Genomic DNA, 17,046 nt, shown 5'->3' on the forward strand with positions numbered 1-17,046 from the left:
CAAACGCGCTCAAATACGCACGCTGGTGTTGGTATCAAACCAGTTCACATGGTCTGCTGCTACAGCCAAGCCCACGCTGTCACCGGCCTTCACCTTGGCCTGTGCCGACACCCGCACCGTCACATCACCCACGCCGGTCTTCACCACCACATAGGTATCCGCGCCGGTAGGCTCCACCACGCTGACTTCACCGCGCCAGGGCGCTGCGTCATCCAGGGCAATGTGCTCGGGCCGCACGCCCATCAAGACCTCTCCATTCTTGGGAGCAGTGATTGGCAACTGGGTATAGGCGATCTGGAAACCATCCACGCCCTGTGTTGTGATGTTGTGCCCGGGCACCAGGTTCATGGTGGGAGAGCCAATGAAGCTGGCCACGTAGGTGTTGGCCGGTCGGTTGTAGATTTCATCCGGGGTGCCCAGTTGCTGTAGCACGCCGCCTTTCATGACCGCGATGCGCGAGCCCAACGTCATGGCCTCAATCTGGTCGTGGGTCACGTACACACTGGTGATGCCGCTCAACTGGTGCAGGCGTTTGATCTCAGCGCGCATCTCGACCCGCAGTTTGGCGTCCAGGTTGCTCAAGGGTTCGTCGAACAAGAAGATTTGCGGCTGGCGCGCCAATGCGCGGCCCATGGCGACGCGCTGGCGCTGGCCACCGGAGAGCTGCGCCGGGCGGCGGTCCAGCAGGGGCTCGATCTGCAGCATGGCAGCTACCTGGCGGATGCGCTGGTCGCGCTCGGCCTTGGGCACTTTGCGCATCTCCAGTGCGAAGCCAATGTTGTCGTACACGCTCATGGTGGGGTACAGCGCGTAGCTTTGGAACACCATGGCAATGTCGCGCTGGGCCGGGGGTACGCCGACGACGTCTTTACCTGCAATGCGCACCTCGCCTTCGGTGGGTTCTTCCAGCCCGGCAATGATGTTGAGCAGGGTGGACTTGCCACAGCCGCTGGGTCCGACCAGTATCAAAAACTCGCCGGGTTGAACGTCGATGTCAATGCGTTGCAGCACCTCCACTGCCTTGTTGCCTTTGCCAAAGGCTTTGCGAACGCCCGAAATTTGAAGAGAAGCTGCCATGTTGGTTTGATGCGATGAAATGGGTTGAGACTGCTGCACGGTTAGCCCTTCACAGCACCAGCTGTGAGTCCTTTGACGAAGTACTGACCGGCCAGGATGTAGACCAGCATGGTGGGCAGGCCGGCAATCAGGGCGGCGGCCATGTCCACGTTGTAACTTTTGACGCTGCTGGTGGTGTTGGCCATGTTGTTCAGGCCCACGGTGATGGGTTTGCTGTCTGCACCGCTGAAGGCCACGCCAAACAAGAAGTCGTTCCAGATGGCGGTGAACTGCCAGATCAGCGTGACCATGACGATGGGTGTCGACATGGGCACAATCAGGCGCCAGAAGATGGTCCAGAAACCCGCACCGTCCATACGCGCTGCATTGACCAGCTCTTTGGGAATAGCCGTGTAGTAGTTGCGAAAGAACAGCGTGGTGCTGGCCAGGCCCGCCAGGCAGTGCACCAGGATCAGACCGCCGACCGAACTGGAGATGCCCAGCCAACCCAATACCTGGCTCATGGGCAGTAGCACCACCTGGAAAGGCATGAAGACGCCAAACAGCATGAAGCCAAACAAGGCGTCGCTGCCTTTGAACCGCCACAGGCTCAGCACATAACCATTCAGCGCGCCCCAGGCGGTGGATATCAGCACGGCAGGCACTGCCATCATCACCGAGTTGATGAAGAATGGTTGCAGGCCACGGCAGTCGGTACCCGTGCAGGCGCCCGACCACGCCAGGCTCCACGCGGAGAAGTTGATCGAATTTGGCAGGCTCAGCAAGTTGCCATTGCGGATCTGTTCGGCATCCTTCAACGATGTGGCCACCATGACGTAAAGAGGCGCCAGGAAGAAGAAGGCAGCCACCAGCAGCACGGCATACACCGCCACGCGAGATAGGGACATGTTCCTAGTGTTCATGAGGTTTGCTCCGCAACTCCGAATACAAATACGGCACCACAATGGCCGCCACAGCCGCCAGCATCATCGTGGCGCTGGCCGCGCCCAGGCCAATCTGGCCACGGGTAAAGCTCATCACATACATAAAGGTGGCAGGCACGTCGGTGGCGTAGCCCGGCCCACCAGCGGTGAGTGCCATGACCAGGTCATAACTCTTGATGGACAGGTGCGACAGCACCATGATGGTGGAGAAGACTACTGGCCGCAGCACCGGCAAAATGATGCGCCAGTAGATGCGGGGCAGGGATGCACCGTCCAGCTGTGCGGCTTTGATGATGGCGTCGTCTATGCCACGCAGGCCAGCCAAAAACAGGGCCATGGCAAAACCGGCGGACTGCCAGATACCTGCAATCACCACGCAGTAAATAGCAGTGTCGCCGCGTACCAGCCAGTCGAAGGTAAAGCTGGCCCAGCCCAGGTCATGCATCAACTTTTCCAAACCCAAACTGGGGTTCAGCATCCACTTCCATGCGGTGCCCGTCACAATGAAAGACAGCGCCATGGGGTACAGGTAAATCGTGCGGATGGCGCCTTCTGCGCGCACCTTTTGGTCCAGTAGCACGGCCAACAGCAGGCCAATGGCGATGGAGCCACCAACATACAGCGTGCTGAAAATGCCTAAATTCTTGAGCGCGACCCACCAGCGGTCGGACTCCCATAACTTGATGTATTGCTCCAGGCCCACGAACTCTTCGTAGTTGGGCAGCATGCGTGATGCGGTAACCGACAACACGCCATTCCAGACCATCAGTCCGTAGATGAAGGCAAAGCCTAAAACGAATGCCGGTGCCACCACAATGCGGGGTAACCAGGCTTCAAAAGTGTTTTTCATAGCAATCAAAAAAACGGCGGTCGCGAGACCGCCGTATAAACGCCTAACCCCCGAGAAAACCTAAATCAGTTCTAGATTTACCACCAGATCTCGTACTGCACGCCCGCTACCGTGCGCGACGTCTTGCCACCGGCACCGAAGCTGCTGGCATTGGCCGCCCCTGCGGCATCGTTCCAGTTGGACATGGTTACATACAAACGCAATTCCGGGCGGCTGTAGAAGTCAGGTCCGACCGACAGCGTGGGTGCAATCGTCAGTTTGTCCAGACGCTGGTCCGGGCCGTTGCCAGAGCGGGTGGTGGTTGCAGCATCCACCAGCAGCTTGAAGTTCTTGGAGAACGCGTAGGAGATACGGCCGCCGATGGAGGTGTCCTTGGTTTCCACGCCGGTCTTGTCGTCCTTGTTGGTCTGGTAGGACAACACGGTTTGGCCACCGAAGGCACCCATTTGCCAGCTCAACGAATCGGCAATACGTGTGGATGTCTTGCCTGCCGATACGCCGTCAATGCCTTCAAACTCGCCGTCGATGCGGGCGTGGCCGTTGGACGTTTGCAGGAACAAGGCATTGTTCAAACCCTTGACCAGAAAGTCGGACTGGTTGTGCACCAGGGAGATGCCGGCGCCATTGCTGGTGTGGGCCAGGCCCGAGCCGTTGACGGCGGTCATCAGCACGCGCAGCTTGCCGCCGGGGTTGGTGGCAATGTCGGAGATGTCGGCATTAAAACGTGTGGCTTCCACTCCCTTGACCGATGCCTGGTCGAACTTGTCGGCAGTGAACAGGCCCAGGCCCAGCTTGGCACCGCCAATCGGGATGTCGGTCACGCCGGCGCCCTGGTTGTCACCGTAGTTCAGCAGGATGTAGTCCAGGATGTGGATGTCCTGCAGACGCAGGCGGCGCTGGCCAACCCAGAATTTGGCCTCGGGTGCAAAGCTCAGGCCGCTGACTTCGACAAAAGCCTGTTCGGTGCCCACATTGCCGCTGTTCCACTTGGCGGGCATGTACTGCACCTTGTAGTTGGCGCCGGCTGTCTTGAAGGTCTTGATCAGGTCGATCTCGATGCCGTTGTCGCCTTCATTGCCCAGGCGGTAGCCTTGCATGTCGCCGCCGAGCTGGAAGCGGCCCTTGACGCCGTCCGAGGTGCTGAACACCGGGCCGCCACGGGAGTAACCGTGGAATTCAAACGTGCCGTCGTCCGCTTGTACGCTGCTGGCGCAAAGAGCTGCGGCCATTGCGATGGCGCTGATGGAAAAAGTATGTTTCATGATGGGTGGTTGTTAAATTTTGGATAAAGGCATTCCCAGGAGACGGCCTGCGCCGTCTCTCAGAGTTGTCTGCCGGGTGGGTTGTCTTACTTGGTAGCGGCTGCGGCTACCAGGCGCTTTTGCGCCTCGGCGACCGAGATCTTGTCGTCGTTCCAGAACTGGCTGACCACGTCCTTGATCGCACCTTCGGCGGCTGGCTTTACGGCCATGCCATGGGCAATGGAGGGTTGCAGGCCGCCGCTCTTGGCGGTGTCCACAAAGTCTTTGCTGGAGAGCTTGGCGCAGTCGTCAAACTTGTCCAGCTTCATGCTCAAACGCACGGGGATGGAGCCCTTGTTCAGGTTGAAAACTTCCTGGAACTCGGGTCCCATGATGGCGGCAGCGAGGTCGCCCTGGGCCTTTTGTGCATCGGCAGCTTTTAGCTTGAACATCGCAAACGAATCCACGTTGAAGGTGAAGGCGTTGGCCGTGCCGGGTGCAGCAGCGCACAAAAAGTCTTTGCCCGGCACCTTGCCTGCGGCCATGAATTCGCCCTTGGCCCAGTCACCCATGAACTGGAATGCGGCTTCGCCCTTCATGACCAACGATGTGGCCAAATTCCAGTCGCGTCCCGGTGATGCGGGATCTGTGTACCCCTTGATCTTGCGGAAGGCTTCCAGCGTCTTGGTCATGGTGTCGCTGCTGATGGCTTTTGCGTCCAGGCTGACCATGGCATCGTGGTAGAACTTGACGCCGCCCACGCCCAAAGCGACGGACTCGAACGTGGTGAAGTCTTGCCAGTTCTGCCCACCGTGGGCCACGGCGATGAAGCCAGCCTTTTTGATCTTGTCGGCAGCGGCAAAGAACTCGTCATAGGTTTTTGGCATGCCAGCTACGCCAGCCTTCTTCAGCACTTCGGGGTTGGCCCAGATCCAGTTCACGCGGTGCACGTTGACTGGCACGGCGACAAAGTTGCCCTTGTACTTCATGACATCAGCGACGACCTTGGGCAGAAGGCTGTCCCACTTCTCAGCCTTGGCCACGCTGTCCAGATTGGCCAGCACGCCCTCAGATGCCCACTCTTGAATGGCGGGGCCCTTGATCTGGCCAGCAGAAGGGGGGTTGCCCGATACCACACGGCTCTTGAGCAATGTGGCTGCGTTGTCACCACCACCACCAGCCACCGCAAAATCTTTCCACACATGGCCCTTGGCCTGCATGATCTTCTTCAGTTCGGCCACCGATTTGGCTTCGCCACCCGAGGTCCAGTAGTGCAGCACTTCCACTTCACCGGCTTGCACCGCGGTGCCAGCCGCCATGGCCAACACGGCCAGCGTCAGGCCCGTCAGGCGCATACGTGAAACTTTCAACATGTCGTCTCCTTGTGTGCTCATCTGGCGTCTAGGCCACGAGCGGGTTTAAATTCAGAGAACACCGTTGTTCTTGAATTAATTAATTGTTAATTAATATTTAATATTGGCACATAGGGCTAACCCTAGGGGCGCAAAAAAGCCACAGTAGCGGGAGAGATCCCGTGCTCTGCATTGTGCCGATAGCCGCAGCTGGCGGAGGAGCTATAAGCAAAATAGGGCTGTAGCCCCCGTGTAATATTACTGTATTGCTATCAAAACGATAGTGTGTAACGCTAGACCCGTGCCAGGCCATCCAGGCTGGTGATGACGATGTGGCGCCGCTCTACCGCGAGCAGGCGTTGCTGTTGCAGTTCGGTAAAGGTGCGACTGACCGTCTCCAGTGTCATGCCCAGGTAACTGCCAATTTCTCCGCGCGTCATCTTCAGGTGGAACTCCACGGCAGAGTAACCCCGCGCACTGAGCCGCTGAGACTGGTTCAGCAAAAAGGCAGCCAGGCGTTGGGCCGAGTTCAGGCTGCCCAGCAGCAGCACCTGGCCATTGCCACGCACGATTTCACGGCTGATCAGGCGCATCACGCAGGCCTGTATGTCGGCGGTCATGGCACAGAGTTCGCTGAGGTGGGTGTAGGAGAGGGTGGAGATTTCGGAGTCTTCCAGCGCTGTGGCGCTGCTGGCGTGGCAGCTTTCGGCCACACCGTCCAGGCCCAGCAGCTCGCCGGCCATGTGAAAGTTGTTCACCTGCTCACAGCCATTGGCCAGTGCCAGCGTTGATTTGAACGACCCGCTTTGCACCGCATACAGGTATCGAAAGGGGTCACGTTCGCGGTACAGCGCTTCACCCTGCCGCACCTTGCGACGGCCCACCATCAGGCTGACCAGGCGGGCCGTATCCGACCCGGCGGAGCAGGGTGCCGCAACGGTGGGCCGCAGCACAAGATCCGGGTACTCGCGCCACAACGCTTGTTGCAGCGCTGGGATAGGCAATGCCGCGGCGCGGCGCGGTTGGTCTAGCGTGACGTTCATGCGATTTCCCCTTGGTCGCAAGCCCATGCCCACACTGAACAGACCGGGGTGGGATGGCCAGACTTGCTGACAGCCACTGTAGGGGGCAAGGGGGTATTTGCTCCGTGCGCCAACGCACGTGGTTAATCCACCCGCGCGCCCGACACCTTGACCACCTGCGCCCACTTCTTGTGTTCGCTGTCGATCAGCGCGGCAAACTGTGCCGGCGTGTTGCCACTGGGTATGGCACCCTGGGCCACCATTTTTTCGTTGATTGCGGGGCTGGCCAGCGCACGCGTCACTTCCTGCTGGATGCGGTTCACAACGTCGGGCGGCGTGCCGGCCGGGGCCAGCAGGCCAAACCAGCTGGTGGCCTCAAAACCCTTCAGCCCGGCCGCTTCTTCAATGGTGGGGGCATCGGGCAGGGCGGCTGAACGGGTGCTGCTGGTCAGTGCCAGCGCCTTGATCTTGCCGCCCTTGATGAGCTGCATGGCGGAAGGCAGGTTGTCAAACATCACATCGACCTGGCCACCGACCAGGTCCAGCAATGCAGGGCCTGAGCCGCGGTAGGGAATGTGGGTCATGAAGGTACCGGTCTGGCTCTTGAACAACTCGCCAGCCAGGTGGATGGAGGTGCCGTTGCCGCTGGACGCCATGTTGAGCTTGCCCGGGCGGGATTTGGCCAGTTTGACAAAGTCCTGCACCGTGTTGATGTTGTTGGCCTTGGCCAGCTCGGCATTGACCACCATCACATTGGGCACGCTGGCAACCAGAGTCACCGGCGCAAAGTCCTTGATGGGGTCGTAGGCCAGCTTGGGGTACAGCGCGCGGTTGATGCCGTGGGTGCCCACGGTGCCCATCAGCAGGGTGTAGCCATCGGGCGCGGACTTGGCCACGGCCTCCGCTCCCAGGTTGCCGCCGGCACCGGCCTTGTTTTCCACGACAAACTGCTGACCGAACACCCGGGACAACTCGGGTGCCACGGCGCGGGCCAGAATATCGGTGGTGCCGCCGGGGGCAAAGGGTACAACGATGCGCACTGGCTTGTTGGGCCAGGCGCCCTGCGCATGGGCGCCAAGACCGGTGAGGGCGCAAAGGGCCGCCGCGCTGGCAGCAACAACAATCCTTCGGTTAAAACGCATGGGGGCCACGGCTGTCTCCTGTGTTGTAAGTTTGTGGTTCATCATAACGACCGGACCTGTGTGATCATCGGACCATGAACCTCGACTGGAACAACCCCTACGCATCTGCCCGCTCTGCCGTCATGGGACGCAACGTGGTCAGCACCTCTCAACCCCTGGCCGCCCAGGCTGGTCTGCGCATGCTGCAGGCCGGTGGCAACGCGGTGGACGCCGCTCTGGCCGCGGCCATGGCATTGACCGTGGTGGAGCCCACGGGCTGTGGCCTGGGCAGTGATGCCTTTGCCATCGTGTGGGACGGCAAGGCGCTGCATGGGCTTAACGCCTCGGGCCGCGCACCCGTGGCGTGGAACGCAGATCGGTTCAAGGGCCACACCGCCATGCCGGACAAGGGCTGGGACACGGTAACGGTGCCCGGCGCCGTATCGGCCTGGTCCACCCTGTCGCGTCGCTTTGGTCGGCTGCCCTTTGCCGATCTGGCCGCACCCGCCATTGCCTATGCGCGCCACGGTTTTCCGGTGTCACCCACCATTGCCCGCCTGTGGGCGCTGGGCGCAGCTCGGCTGGGCGATCAACCCGGCTTTGCCGAATGTTTTATGCCCCACGGACGCGCACCCCGCGCCAGTGAGATGTTCCGCAGCGAAGCCCATGCGCGCACGCTGGAGGCGATTGCCGACACCCACGGCGAGGCCTTTTACCGCGGGCCGCTGGCGCAGGCCATGGCCACACATGCCAGCGCGTGTGGCGGCGTGATGACGGAGGAAGACCTGGCCAGCCACAGCGTCGACTGGTGTGGCACGCTGGCCCAGCCCTTTGCCGGTTCTGTGGTGCACGAGATACCGCCCAACGGCCAGGGCATTGCCGCACTGATGGCCATGGGCATGCTGGAGGCCCTAGGGATTGGCCAGCAGCCAGTGGACCATGTGGATACCGTGCACTGCGCCATTGAGGCCATGAAGCTGGCGCTGGCCGACCTGCACCACTACAACGCCGACCCTGCCGCCATGCGTGTGGCGCCCGGTGCCTTGCTGGACCCTGGCTACCTTGCCGAGCGGGCGCGCATGATTGATTTGCAGCAGGCGGGTGACCCCGGTTACGGCGCACCCAAGCCGGGTGGCACGGTGTATGTGGCCGCGGCAGATGCCGGGGGCATGATGGTCTCTTTCATCCAGTCCAACTACATGGGTTTTGGCTCGGGCGTGGTGGTGCCGGGCACTGGCATCAGCCTGCAGAACCGGGGCAACGGGTTCTCGCTGGAGCCGGGCCACGCCAATGAAGTCGGTCCGGGCAAACGCCCGTCCCACACCATCATCCCCGCCTTTGCGATGCATGCCGACGGCACACCGCAGATGGCCTTTGGTGTGATGGGAGGCCCCATGCAGTCACAAGGCCATTTGCAAATGGCCCTGCGTGTGTTGCGTTACGGCCAGAACCCGCAGGCCGCGGCAGATGCACCACGCTGGCGTGTCACAGGCGGGCGTGGTGTGGTGGTGGAGCCGGCCTTTGACCGCGATGTTGTGCAAGCGCTGGCGCAGCGCGGCCATGCCGTGCAGGTGGAGGGCGGTAACGGCGTGTTTGCGTTTGGCGGTGCGCAGCTCATCCTGAAAAATGGCGACAGCTACATCGCCGGTTCGGACCCGCGCAAGGATGGGCAGGCGGTGGCCTATTGATGCGCGCAAGGATTTCCCCTTAACACACTTGCATCGTCGAACATCCATGCATTGCAGCACTGCCTAAAAACAAGGCACGGTCTGCAAAGCCAAGCCGGGCGCGGCTTTGCGGGCTTGTGAACACTGTTATCCACAACCTAGCCCACAGTAGGCAGGGGCAAGTTTATTTTTGTGAAAGCGGTTTCTGCCGTTGGCACTAAACTTGTCTGATGAGCAAACCAACACCGCCCAAGAGCAGCGCCAAGACCACAACCACTCGCCCCACAGGCCCGGTCACCATCGAAATGGTGGCGCAGTTGGCAGGCGTGTCCGCCAGCACCATCTCTCGCATCCTCAACGGCACGGCCGTTGTCAGTGAGGTTAAACAAGAGGCCGTCAAGGACGCCATTGCCAAGCTGGGTTATGTGCCCAACCCGGTGGCCCGTGGCCTGGCCGGTGGACGCACCTACAGCATAGGTGTCATCACGCAAACCATTGACAGCCCGTTCTACGGCACCTCGTTGCGCGGCATTGAGGAAGAGCTGAACCCGGCGGGCTACAACCCGTTGTTTGTCAGCGCACACTGGGACGCGGCAACTGAGGCACGCTGTATCGATGTGCTGCGCTCACGCCGGGTGGACGGCATCATCGTGCTGACCGGTCGTTTGTCAGACCAGGCCCTGAAGGCCTGCGCCAAGCACCTGCCGGTTGTGGTCACGGGCCGCACCCTGAAAGGGCCCGGCCTGTTCTCGCTGGATTTCGACAACTTCGCGGGGGGGCAAATGGCCACCGAGCATCTGATCGAGCTGGGGCACCGCCGCATTGCGCTGATCACCGGCGACCCGGAGCACCCTGATTCGAACGAGCGTATGCGCGGATACCGTGCCGCCTTGGACAAGGCTGGCATACCGTTCGACCCGGCGCTGGTGGTCGAAGGGGACTACAACGAGGGCAGCGGCCTGCGCGCCGTGGAGCACTTGATGGCAGGCGGGCAGTCGTTCACGGCCATCTTTGCGGCCAATGACCAGATGGCGTCTGGCGCCGTGCTGGGGCTGCACCGCAAAGGCGTGCGGGTTCCGCAAGACGTCTCCATCGTGGGCTTTGATGACCTGCCCACATCCCCCTATGCCGTGCCACCACTGAGCACGATCCACCAATCGTCTTACGAGCAGGGGCGGCTGTCGGCACAGGCCATGCTGCAGTTGCTGGCCGGTACTCGACCCACTGCCACCGTTCCGCTGCCCAGGCTGATCGCGCGGGAATCCGCCGCACGCCTGTCAGGCAAAAGCAACACACATCCCGTTCTTTAGAGCGACGCGGCGCAGATATAGGGTTAGCCCCAAGTTGACACTTGAAAGCGATTTCAACGATCATGAAAGCGCTTTCAAAGATCGGTCCCAAAAGTAAAAATACGGAAGGGGCTGACGATTTAGCTGTTGACCGTATCCGCTCGCTTCATCCATAAAAATCTGGAGACATTGAATGAATAAATCACCCTCGCCGCTGCGCATGCGCAATGGGCGTCCTCTGTTCCGCCTGGGAACGCTTGCTGCGGCCTGCGCATTGCTCGTGGCCGAGTCTGGCGGCGCCTATGCCCAACAGGCCACAGTAGCGCCGCAGGCAGCGACCGATTCGGGCGCACTGCAGGCCGTGACCGTGACCGGCATTCGTGCCAGCCTGAGTTCGGCGATGGACCTCAAGCGCGACGGCCAGGGTGTGGTGGACGGCATCAACGCCGAAGAGATTGGCAAGTTTCCGGATACCAATCTGGCGGAATCCCTGCAGCGCATCAGCGGTGTGTCCATCGACCGCTCGATCGGTGAGGGCTCCAAGGTGACGGTGCGTGGTGTGGGCCCCGACTTCAACATGGTGCTGCTCAATGGCCGCCAGATGCCAGCCTCCACCTTGCTGGATACGGCAGCCTCCAACTCCCGCGCATTCGATTTTGCGAACCTGGCGTCTGAATCCATCTCGGGCATTGAGGTCTACAAGACCAGCCGTTCCAGCACACCAGCGGGTGGCATTGGCGCCACGATCAACATCAAGACGGCACGGCCCCTGGGCAGTCCTTCGGTTGCCAGCATTGGTTTCAAGGAGGTGCTGGACACGTCCAACAGCAACCTGCCCAGCCACCTGCAGGGCAAGAATCTCACGCCCGAGATTTCGGGCATCTACAGCGACACATTTGCGGATGGCAAGTTCGGTATCGCCATCAGCGCCAGTCACCAGGAGCGTAGCCTGGGTTACAACCAGGCAGGCGTGCCCAACGGCTGGCGGGCGATCAACGCGGGCAGCAACGACTGGGGTTCGGTCTCCAACGCCAACCGGCCTGGCTCTGACGTCAATTTGTATTCCACGCCGCAGAACCCCAACTACTCCATGACCGGTGTGCAGCGCCAACGTGACAACGGCCAGCTGACGCTGCAGTTTGTACCCGTTACCGACGTCAAAGCCACAGTGGACTACACCTATTCCCGCAACAAGGTTCAAAGCAAACGCAACGACCTGGGTGTGTGGCAGAACTTTGGCGGTGACGTGACCAGGGCTACCTGGACCCCAGGCCCCGTAGCTGGGCCGCTGATCTACACCGAGACCTATGCCAACGCCGGCGATATCGCCATGGGTGCGGCCGAGTTCGCGACCAAAAACGAAAACAAGTCGACCGGCGTGAATGTGGAGTGGAAAGTCTCGGACCGCCTGAAGCTGGAGTTCGACACCCACCGCTCGTCGGCCGAATCGGGCGCAGACAGCCCTTACGGGTCCAGCGCAGTGCTGGGCGGTGCGCAGTTCACCCGCACGGGTAACACCATCGATTTCAGCCGGGATTTTCCGGTCATCAGCATCTCGGGTGGTGATGTGGACCCATCCAAAATGATGGTCACGGGCTCCTCGTTCCGCAACAGTTACATGCTCTCCAAGGTGGACCAGACGCAGGTCAAGGGCGCTTTCAAGATTGACGAAGATTCTGGCCTGAACTTTGGCCTCTCCAGCACCCGCGTCGACAACCGCTCGGCCTATGCCAACGTGGACAACGGGTCGTGGGGCGGGCAGGGTGCACCGGCCAACTACGCCGACGGCTCGTGGCGCCGGGATACCTTGCGCCAGTATTTCTCCAAGATCAGCGGCAGTGACAACCCGGCCCTGTTCAACCAGATACTGTTTGGAGATTTCACCGCTTTGCGCCAGCAGGCTATTGCGCAGTCCGGTCGCCCCGACTGGTACCAGGCGCCAACCGAGTTCACGACGGACCGTCGTGTTACCGAGAAATCGATGAGCGGCTACATCCAGTACAACAAGGACTGGGATACGGCGCTGCCCATGCGATCCGCTATTGGTGTGCGGTACGAAAAAACGGATGTTGTGTCCTCCGCCCTGGTGCCCACGGCAACCGGCATCGTCTGGGGCAGCAACAACGAATACACCGTACAGTTCGGTGCGCCAGGCTTTACCACGCTGGAGGGCAGCTACAGCTACCTGCTGCCCAGCCTGGACTATGACGTGGACCTGTCCAAGGACCTCAAGTTCCGCGCCAGTTATGGTGAAACCATCGGCCGTCCTGGTTGGGGTGACATCCAGGGTGGGCAGACGCTGGATGGCTTGGCCCGTGTTTATGGCGGAACAGGTGGCCAGGGCAATCCGGACCTGAAGCCACTGAAGTCGAAGAACATCGACCTGTCTCTGGAGTGGTACTACGCCAAAGGCAGCTTCGCTTCCATCGGCTACTTCCGCAAGGCCATCGAGAACTACATCGGCAATGCGCAGGTCACGGCCACTCCGTTCAATTTGCGCACACCAGCCAATGGCCTGTTCTGGAACGAGGCAGTTGCAAAGGGCTGCGGCGCTACGGACATCACCTGCATCCGCAACTACATCTTCAAGAACAAGAATGGTCAGCAGGGCGTGGTGCGCGGGCCAGACGATGCCAATGGCAACCAGACCGGAACGATTGCAGGCCAGGCAGGCGATCCGATTGCGACCTTCCTGATCAATACACCTTCCAATCAGAAGTCCGACACCTTGACCGGCTGGGAGCTGAATGTGCAGCACATGTTTGGCAACAGCGGGTTTGGCGTCTCCAGCAACTACACCAAGGTGGGATCGGGCCTGAAGTTTGACAACAGCCAGACGACTGAGCAGTTTGCGCTGCTGGGTGTCAGCGACTCTGCCAACTTGGTGGGTTTCTACGAGAACGACAAATGGTCGGTGCGTGCTGCCTACAACTGGCGCGGTGAGTTTCTGTCGGGACTCAATGATGGGTCTGGGGCCAATCCGCTGTACACCGAAGCCTATGGGCAGCTGGACATGAATGTCTCCTACAAGTGGAACAAAAACTTGTCACTGCAGTTCGAGGCCATCAATCTGAACGACGGCATCCAGCGCCTGCACGGACGTTCGCAGTCCCAGGTGAACTATGTGACCCAAACCGGGCCGCGTTATATGTTTGGACTGCGTTACAAGCTGTGACCGTGCCAGGCCATTGCAGCATGGGCTGCAGTGGCCTGACAATTGGATCGCACTACACAAGCCGCTGGGAATCAGCGGCGCAAACAAACCATGTCCCTTCCTGTTCTGCTCAATAACGTTGACCACAAGGACCTGCGCATCATCACCACGCGCAGCGCCCGGTACGGTGACAACGTGATGACCGCTTTGTCGTTTCCGCATGAGTTCCGCAACCTGCAGGCGCATTACCCCATCGTGTTTTTTAAGTCGGAGGACGGCACCGGGTTTCACTCGGCTGCGCTGTTGGGTTTTCAGGAAGGTGAAAACCTTTTCCTGGAAGCAGGCGGTTGGGATGCCGCCTATGTGCCGCTGACACTGGCACGCCAACCCTTTCTGATCGGCAACGTCAAGGGCGAAATGCTGTTGCATGTCGATCTGGACAGTCCAAAAGTCAGCCGAACCGAAGGTGAGCCGGCGTTTCTGGAGTACGGTGGCAATACGGATTACCTGGAGCAGGTGAGCTCCATGTTGCGCGCCATCCATGATGGTCTGGAGCAGGCGCCGGCGTTCGGCGCGGCGCTGCAGGAATTCAATTTGCTGGAGTCGTTTGTATTTGATGTTGAGTTGCCGGATGGAACCCAGCACCGGCTGGCCGGTTGTTACACGATCAACGAAGAGCGGCTGCAGGCGCTGGATGGTGCAGCGCTGGAGCAGCTGAGCCGGGCGGGGTTCCTGCAGCCGATTTATATGGTGATTGCATCCTTGTCGAACCTGCGCGCGCTGGCCGAACGCAAACGCCGGGCCCATGTTGCTGCCAGCCGCTAAACCGATGCGCACGCTGACCGGCCTGGACCTACAGGCGCTGCCGGATGCGGTGCTGCGCTCCACCCAACCGCTGGTCCTGAAGGGCCTGGTGGCGCAATGGCCCATGGTGCAGGCCGCACGGCGCTCCGGACAGGCGGCAGCGCAGTACCTGCGCGGCTTCTACCATGGGGCCGAGGTTGAGGCGTTTATGGGAGAACCGCAATATGAAGGTCGATTTTTTTACAACGACGATCTGACGGGTTTCAACTTTCGCACCGTGCGGCGCAAGCTCGATGACGTGTTGGACGATCTTGATCACTCTGCTGTGGAGGCGCCGGCACCTGGCATCTACGTAGGGTCCGCCACGCTGGACAGCTGCCTGCCAGGATTCCGCTCCGAGAACGATGTGCCTCTGGGTGACCGCGATGCGCTGGCCAGTATCTGGATCGGCAACCGCACACGTATTGCCGCCCATTACGATGCACCCGACAACCTGGCGTGTGTGGTGGCAGGGCGTAGACGTTTTACGCTGCTGCCTCCCGAGCAACTGGAAAATCTGTATGTCGGTCCCCTGGATCTGACACCGGCGGGCCAGCCTGTGAGCTTGGTCGATTTTGTCAACCCTGACCTGGAGAAGTTCCCCCGGTTCGCACAGGCCCTGCAGAGTGCGCAGGTTGCAGAGCTGGAGCCGGGTGATGCCATCTTCATCCCCAGCATGTGGTGGCACCACATCGAGGCATTGGATGACTTCAATGTGCTGGTGAACTACTGGTGGAAGCAGACACCGGCCTATATGGATCCCGCCATGAATGCATTGATCCTGGCCATCATGTGTGTGCGCGATTTGCCTCCCGAGCAACGCAAGGCCTGGGCCGGGCTCTTTGACCACTATGTGTTCAAAGCTGATAGCGAATCTACTGCACACATCCCGCCACATGCCAAGGGCATTCTGGGGGCCATGGAGGCCAACACGACACGTATGCTGCGGGCGCATCTACTCAAAAAACTGAACCGTTGACAGGAGACCGAAATTGAACGAACAAGGCCACACCGACAGGGATGCCAAACCCATCCAGCGCATTGTGATTGCAGGTGGCGGCACGGCCGGATGGATGGTCGCGGCGCTGATGTCCAAAACACTGGGCAAGTCGCTGGATATTAAGCTGGTGGAGTCCGATGAAATTGGTACGGTGGGCGTGGGGGAGGCCACCATCCCCACACTGCTGACCTTCCACGAACTGCTGGAAATCAACGAACAAGAATTCATGGCCGCCACACAGGCCACCTTCAAGCTGGGCATTGGTTTTGAGAACTGGCGCAACGTCAATGAAAATTACGTGCACTCCTTTGGCACCACCGGTACGGACCATTGGACAGCAGGCTTTCAGCACTTTTGGCACAAAGGCCGCGAGCGCAATCTGGCGGGCGACTACGGAGACTATTGCCTGGAGCTGAAGGCAGCATTGGCCGGTCGGTTTGCACACCTGCCACGCACCGGCATGAACTATGCGTTTCATCTGGACGCGACGCTGTACGCCAAGTTTCTGCGCAAGTTCAGCGAAGGTTTTGGTGTGCAGCGTGTGGAGGGCAAGATTGTCCAGGTGAAAGCCGACGCGGACAGTGGCCACATCCGGTCCATCAAGCTGGACTCGGGTGCCGACATTGAAGGCGATCTGTTCATCGACTGCACGGGCTTTCGTGGGCTGTTGATTGGCGAGACGCTGAAGGTGCCGTACCAGGACTGGTCGCACTGGTTGTTCAACGACAGTGCCGTCGCGGCACAGACCGAATCGGTTGGTGAAGCCGTGCCCTACACCCGCTCCATTGCCCATGCGTCGGGCTGGCAGTGGCGCATTCCGCTGCAACACCGGGTTGGCAATGGACTGGTGTACAGCAGCCGATACATCGACGACGAACAGGCCAAGACCACACTGATGGCCCATCTGCAGGGCCAGCCGCTGATGCAACCGCGGGTGCTGAAGTTTCGGCCCGGCCAACGCCACAAGACCTGGCACAAGAACTGTGTCGCCATTGGCCTGTCCAGCGGTTTCATCGAGCCCCTGGAATCCACCAGCATCCACCTGATCCAGCGCGGCATCATCCGTTTGATGCGTTTGTTCCCCGTGCGGGGGATTTGCCAGGCCGATGTGGACGAGTACAACCAGCAGACGCTGGACGAGATTGAACACATCCGCGACTTTGTGGTGTTGCACTACAAGGTGACGAACCGGACCGACTCGCCGTACTGGAATGCCTGCCGCAGCATGGAAGTGCCTGCATCGCTGCAGCACCGTATCAACCTGTTCCGTGAGACCGGGCGTGTGTTCAGGGTACCCAATGAGTTGTTTGCCGAAAACTCCTGGATCCAGGTGATGCTGGGGCAGGGCATTACACCCAAGCAGCACCACCAGTCGGCCGACCTGATGGGCGACGCCGAGCTGTCGCGGTTTCTGAACGGTATCAAGGCCAACATCGACCGGACGGTGGCGCAGCTGCCCACACACCAGGCCTATTTTCAACAGTACTGCGGGGCGGCCAAGGTATGA

At 60.4% G+C, this 17,046-nt stretch carries 13 protein-coding genes; 6 read left to right on the plus strand and 7 right to left on the minus strand.

Translation table 11 applies throughout. From position 1 onward, the window contains the following. Positions 1 to 9: 9 nt before the first annotated feature. From HZ993_RS23550 to HZ993_RS23580, 7 genes are all read right to left on the minus strand, one after another. The gene (locus tag HZ993_RS23550; RefSeq protein WP_209395116.1) at positions 10 to 1,077 is read right to left on the minus strand and encodes an ABC transporter ATP-binding protein; all 1,068 of its coding nucleotides are present in this window, start codon (positions 1,075 to 1,077) and stop codon (positions 10 to 12) included. A 41-nt stretch (positions 1,078 to 1,118) separates the two neighbouring features. After that, on the minus strand, positions 1,119 to 1,964 hold the full coding sequence (locus tag HZ993_RS23555; RefSeq protein ID WP_209395117.1) for a carbohydrate ABC transporter permease: 846 nt from the start codon (positions 1,962 to 1,964) through the stop codon (positions 1,119 to 1,121). A 4-nt stretch (positions 1,965 to 1,968) separates the two neighbouring features. Beyond that, positions 1,969 to 2,850 (minus strand): carbohydrate ABC transporter permease, encoded by an 882-nt coding sequence (locus HZ993_RS23560; RefSeq protein ID WP_209395118.1) that lies wholly within the window; start codon positions 2,848 to 2,850, stop codon positions 1,969 to 1,971. Between the two features lie 77 nt (positions 2,851 to 2,927). Beyond that, positions 2,928 to 4,112, minus strand: coding sequence for a carbohydrate porin (locus HZ993_RS23565; protein WP_209395119.1), 1,185 nt, complete (start codon positions 4,110 to 4,112; stop codon positions 2,928 to 2,930). 86 nt (positions 4,113 to 4,198) lie between these two features. After that, complete coding sequence (locus HZ993_RS23570) at positions 4,199 to 5,464, minus strand: ABC transporter substrate-binding protein (RefSeq protein ID WP_371816952.1); 1,266 nt, start codon at positions 5,462 to 5,464, stop codon at positions 4,199 to 4,201. A gap of 272 nt (positions 5,465 to 5,736) precedes the next feature. Continuing rightward, positions 5,737 to 6,486, minus strand: coding sequence for a helix-turn-helix domain-containing protein (locus tag HZ993_RS23575; RefSeq protein WP_209395120.1), 750 nt, complete (start codon positions 6,484 to 6,486; stop codon positions 5,737 to 5,739). A 122-nt stretch (positions 6,487 to 6,608) separates the two neighbouring features. Beyond that, positions 6,609 to 7,607 (minus strand): tripartite tricarboxylate transporter substrate binding protein, encoded by a 999-nt coding sequence (locus tag HZ993_RS23580; protein ID WP_209398718.1) that lies wholly within the window; start codon positions 7,605 to 7,607, stop codon positions 6,609 to 6,611. Positions 7,608 to 7,681: 74 nt separating this feature from the next. On the opposite strand from HZ993_RS23580, the gene HZ993_RS23585 reads away from it, so the two are divergent. From HZ993_RS23585 to HZ993_RS23610, 6 genes are all read left to right on the plus strand, one after another. Beyond that, positions 7,682 to 9,274 (plus strand): gamma-glutamyltransferase family protein, encoded by a 1,593-nt coding sequence (locus tag HZ993_RS23585; RefSeq protein WP_209395121.1) that lies wholly within the window; start codon positions 7,682 to 7,684, stop codon positions 9,272 to 9,274. Positions 9,275 to 9,483: 209 nt separating this feature from the next. After that, positions 9,484 to 10,563, plus strand: coding sequence for a LacI family DNA-binding transcriptional regulator (locus HZ993_RS23590; RefSeq protein WP_209395122.1), 1,080 nt, complete (start codon positions 9,484 to 9,486; stop codon positions 10,561 to 10,563). A 172-nt stretch (positions 10,564 to 10,735) separates the two neighbouring features. Beyond that, positions 10,736 to 13,717 (plus strand): TonB-dependent receptor, encoded by a 2,982-nt coding sequence (locus HZ993_RS23595; protein ID WP_245213751.1) that lies wholly within the window; start codon positions 10,736 to 10,738, stop codon positions 13,715 to 13,717. Between the two features lie 90 nt (positions 13,718 to 13,807). Beyond that, entirely contained in the window at positions 13,808 to 14,521 is a 714-nt protein-coding gene (locus HZ993_RS23600; protein ID WP_209395123.1) for a SapC family protein, read from the plus strand. Further along, entirely contained in the window at positions 14,502 to 15,518 is a 1,017-nt protein-coding gene (locus tag HZ993_RS23605; RefSeq protein WP_209395124.1) for a cupin-like domain-containing protein, read from the plus strand. Before HZ993_RS23600 ends, HZ993_RS23605 begins: the two co-directional genes overlap by 20 nt. Before the next feature lie 13 nt (positions 15,519 to 15,531). Further along, entirely contained in the window at positions 15,532 to 17,046 is a 1,515-nt protein-coding gene (locus HZ993_RS23610; protein ID WP_256440951.1) for a tryptophan halogenase family protein, read from the plus strand.

Source organism: Rhodoferax sp. AJA081-3, from assembly GCF_017798165.1.
GTDB lineage: Bacteria > Pseudomonadota > Gammaproteobacteria > Burkholderiales > Burkholderiaceae_C > Allorhodoferax.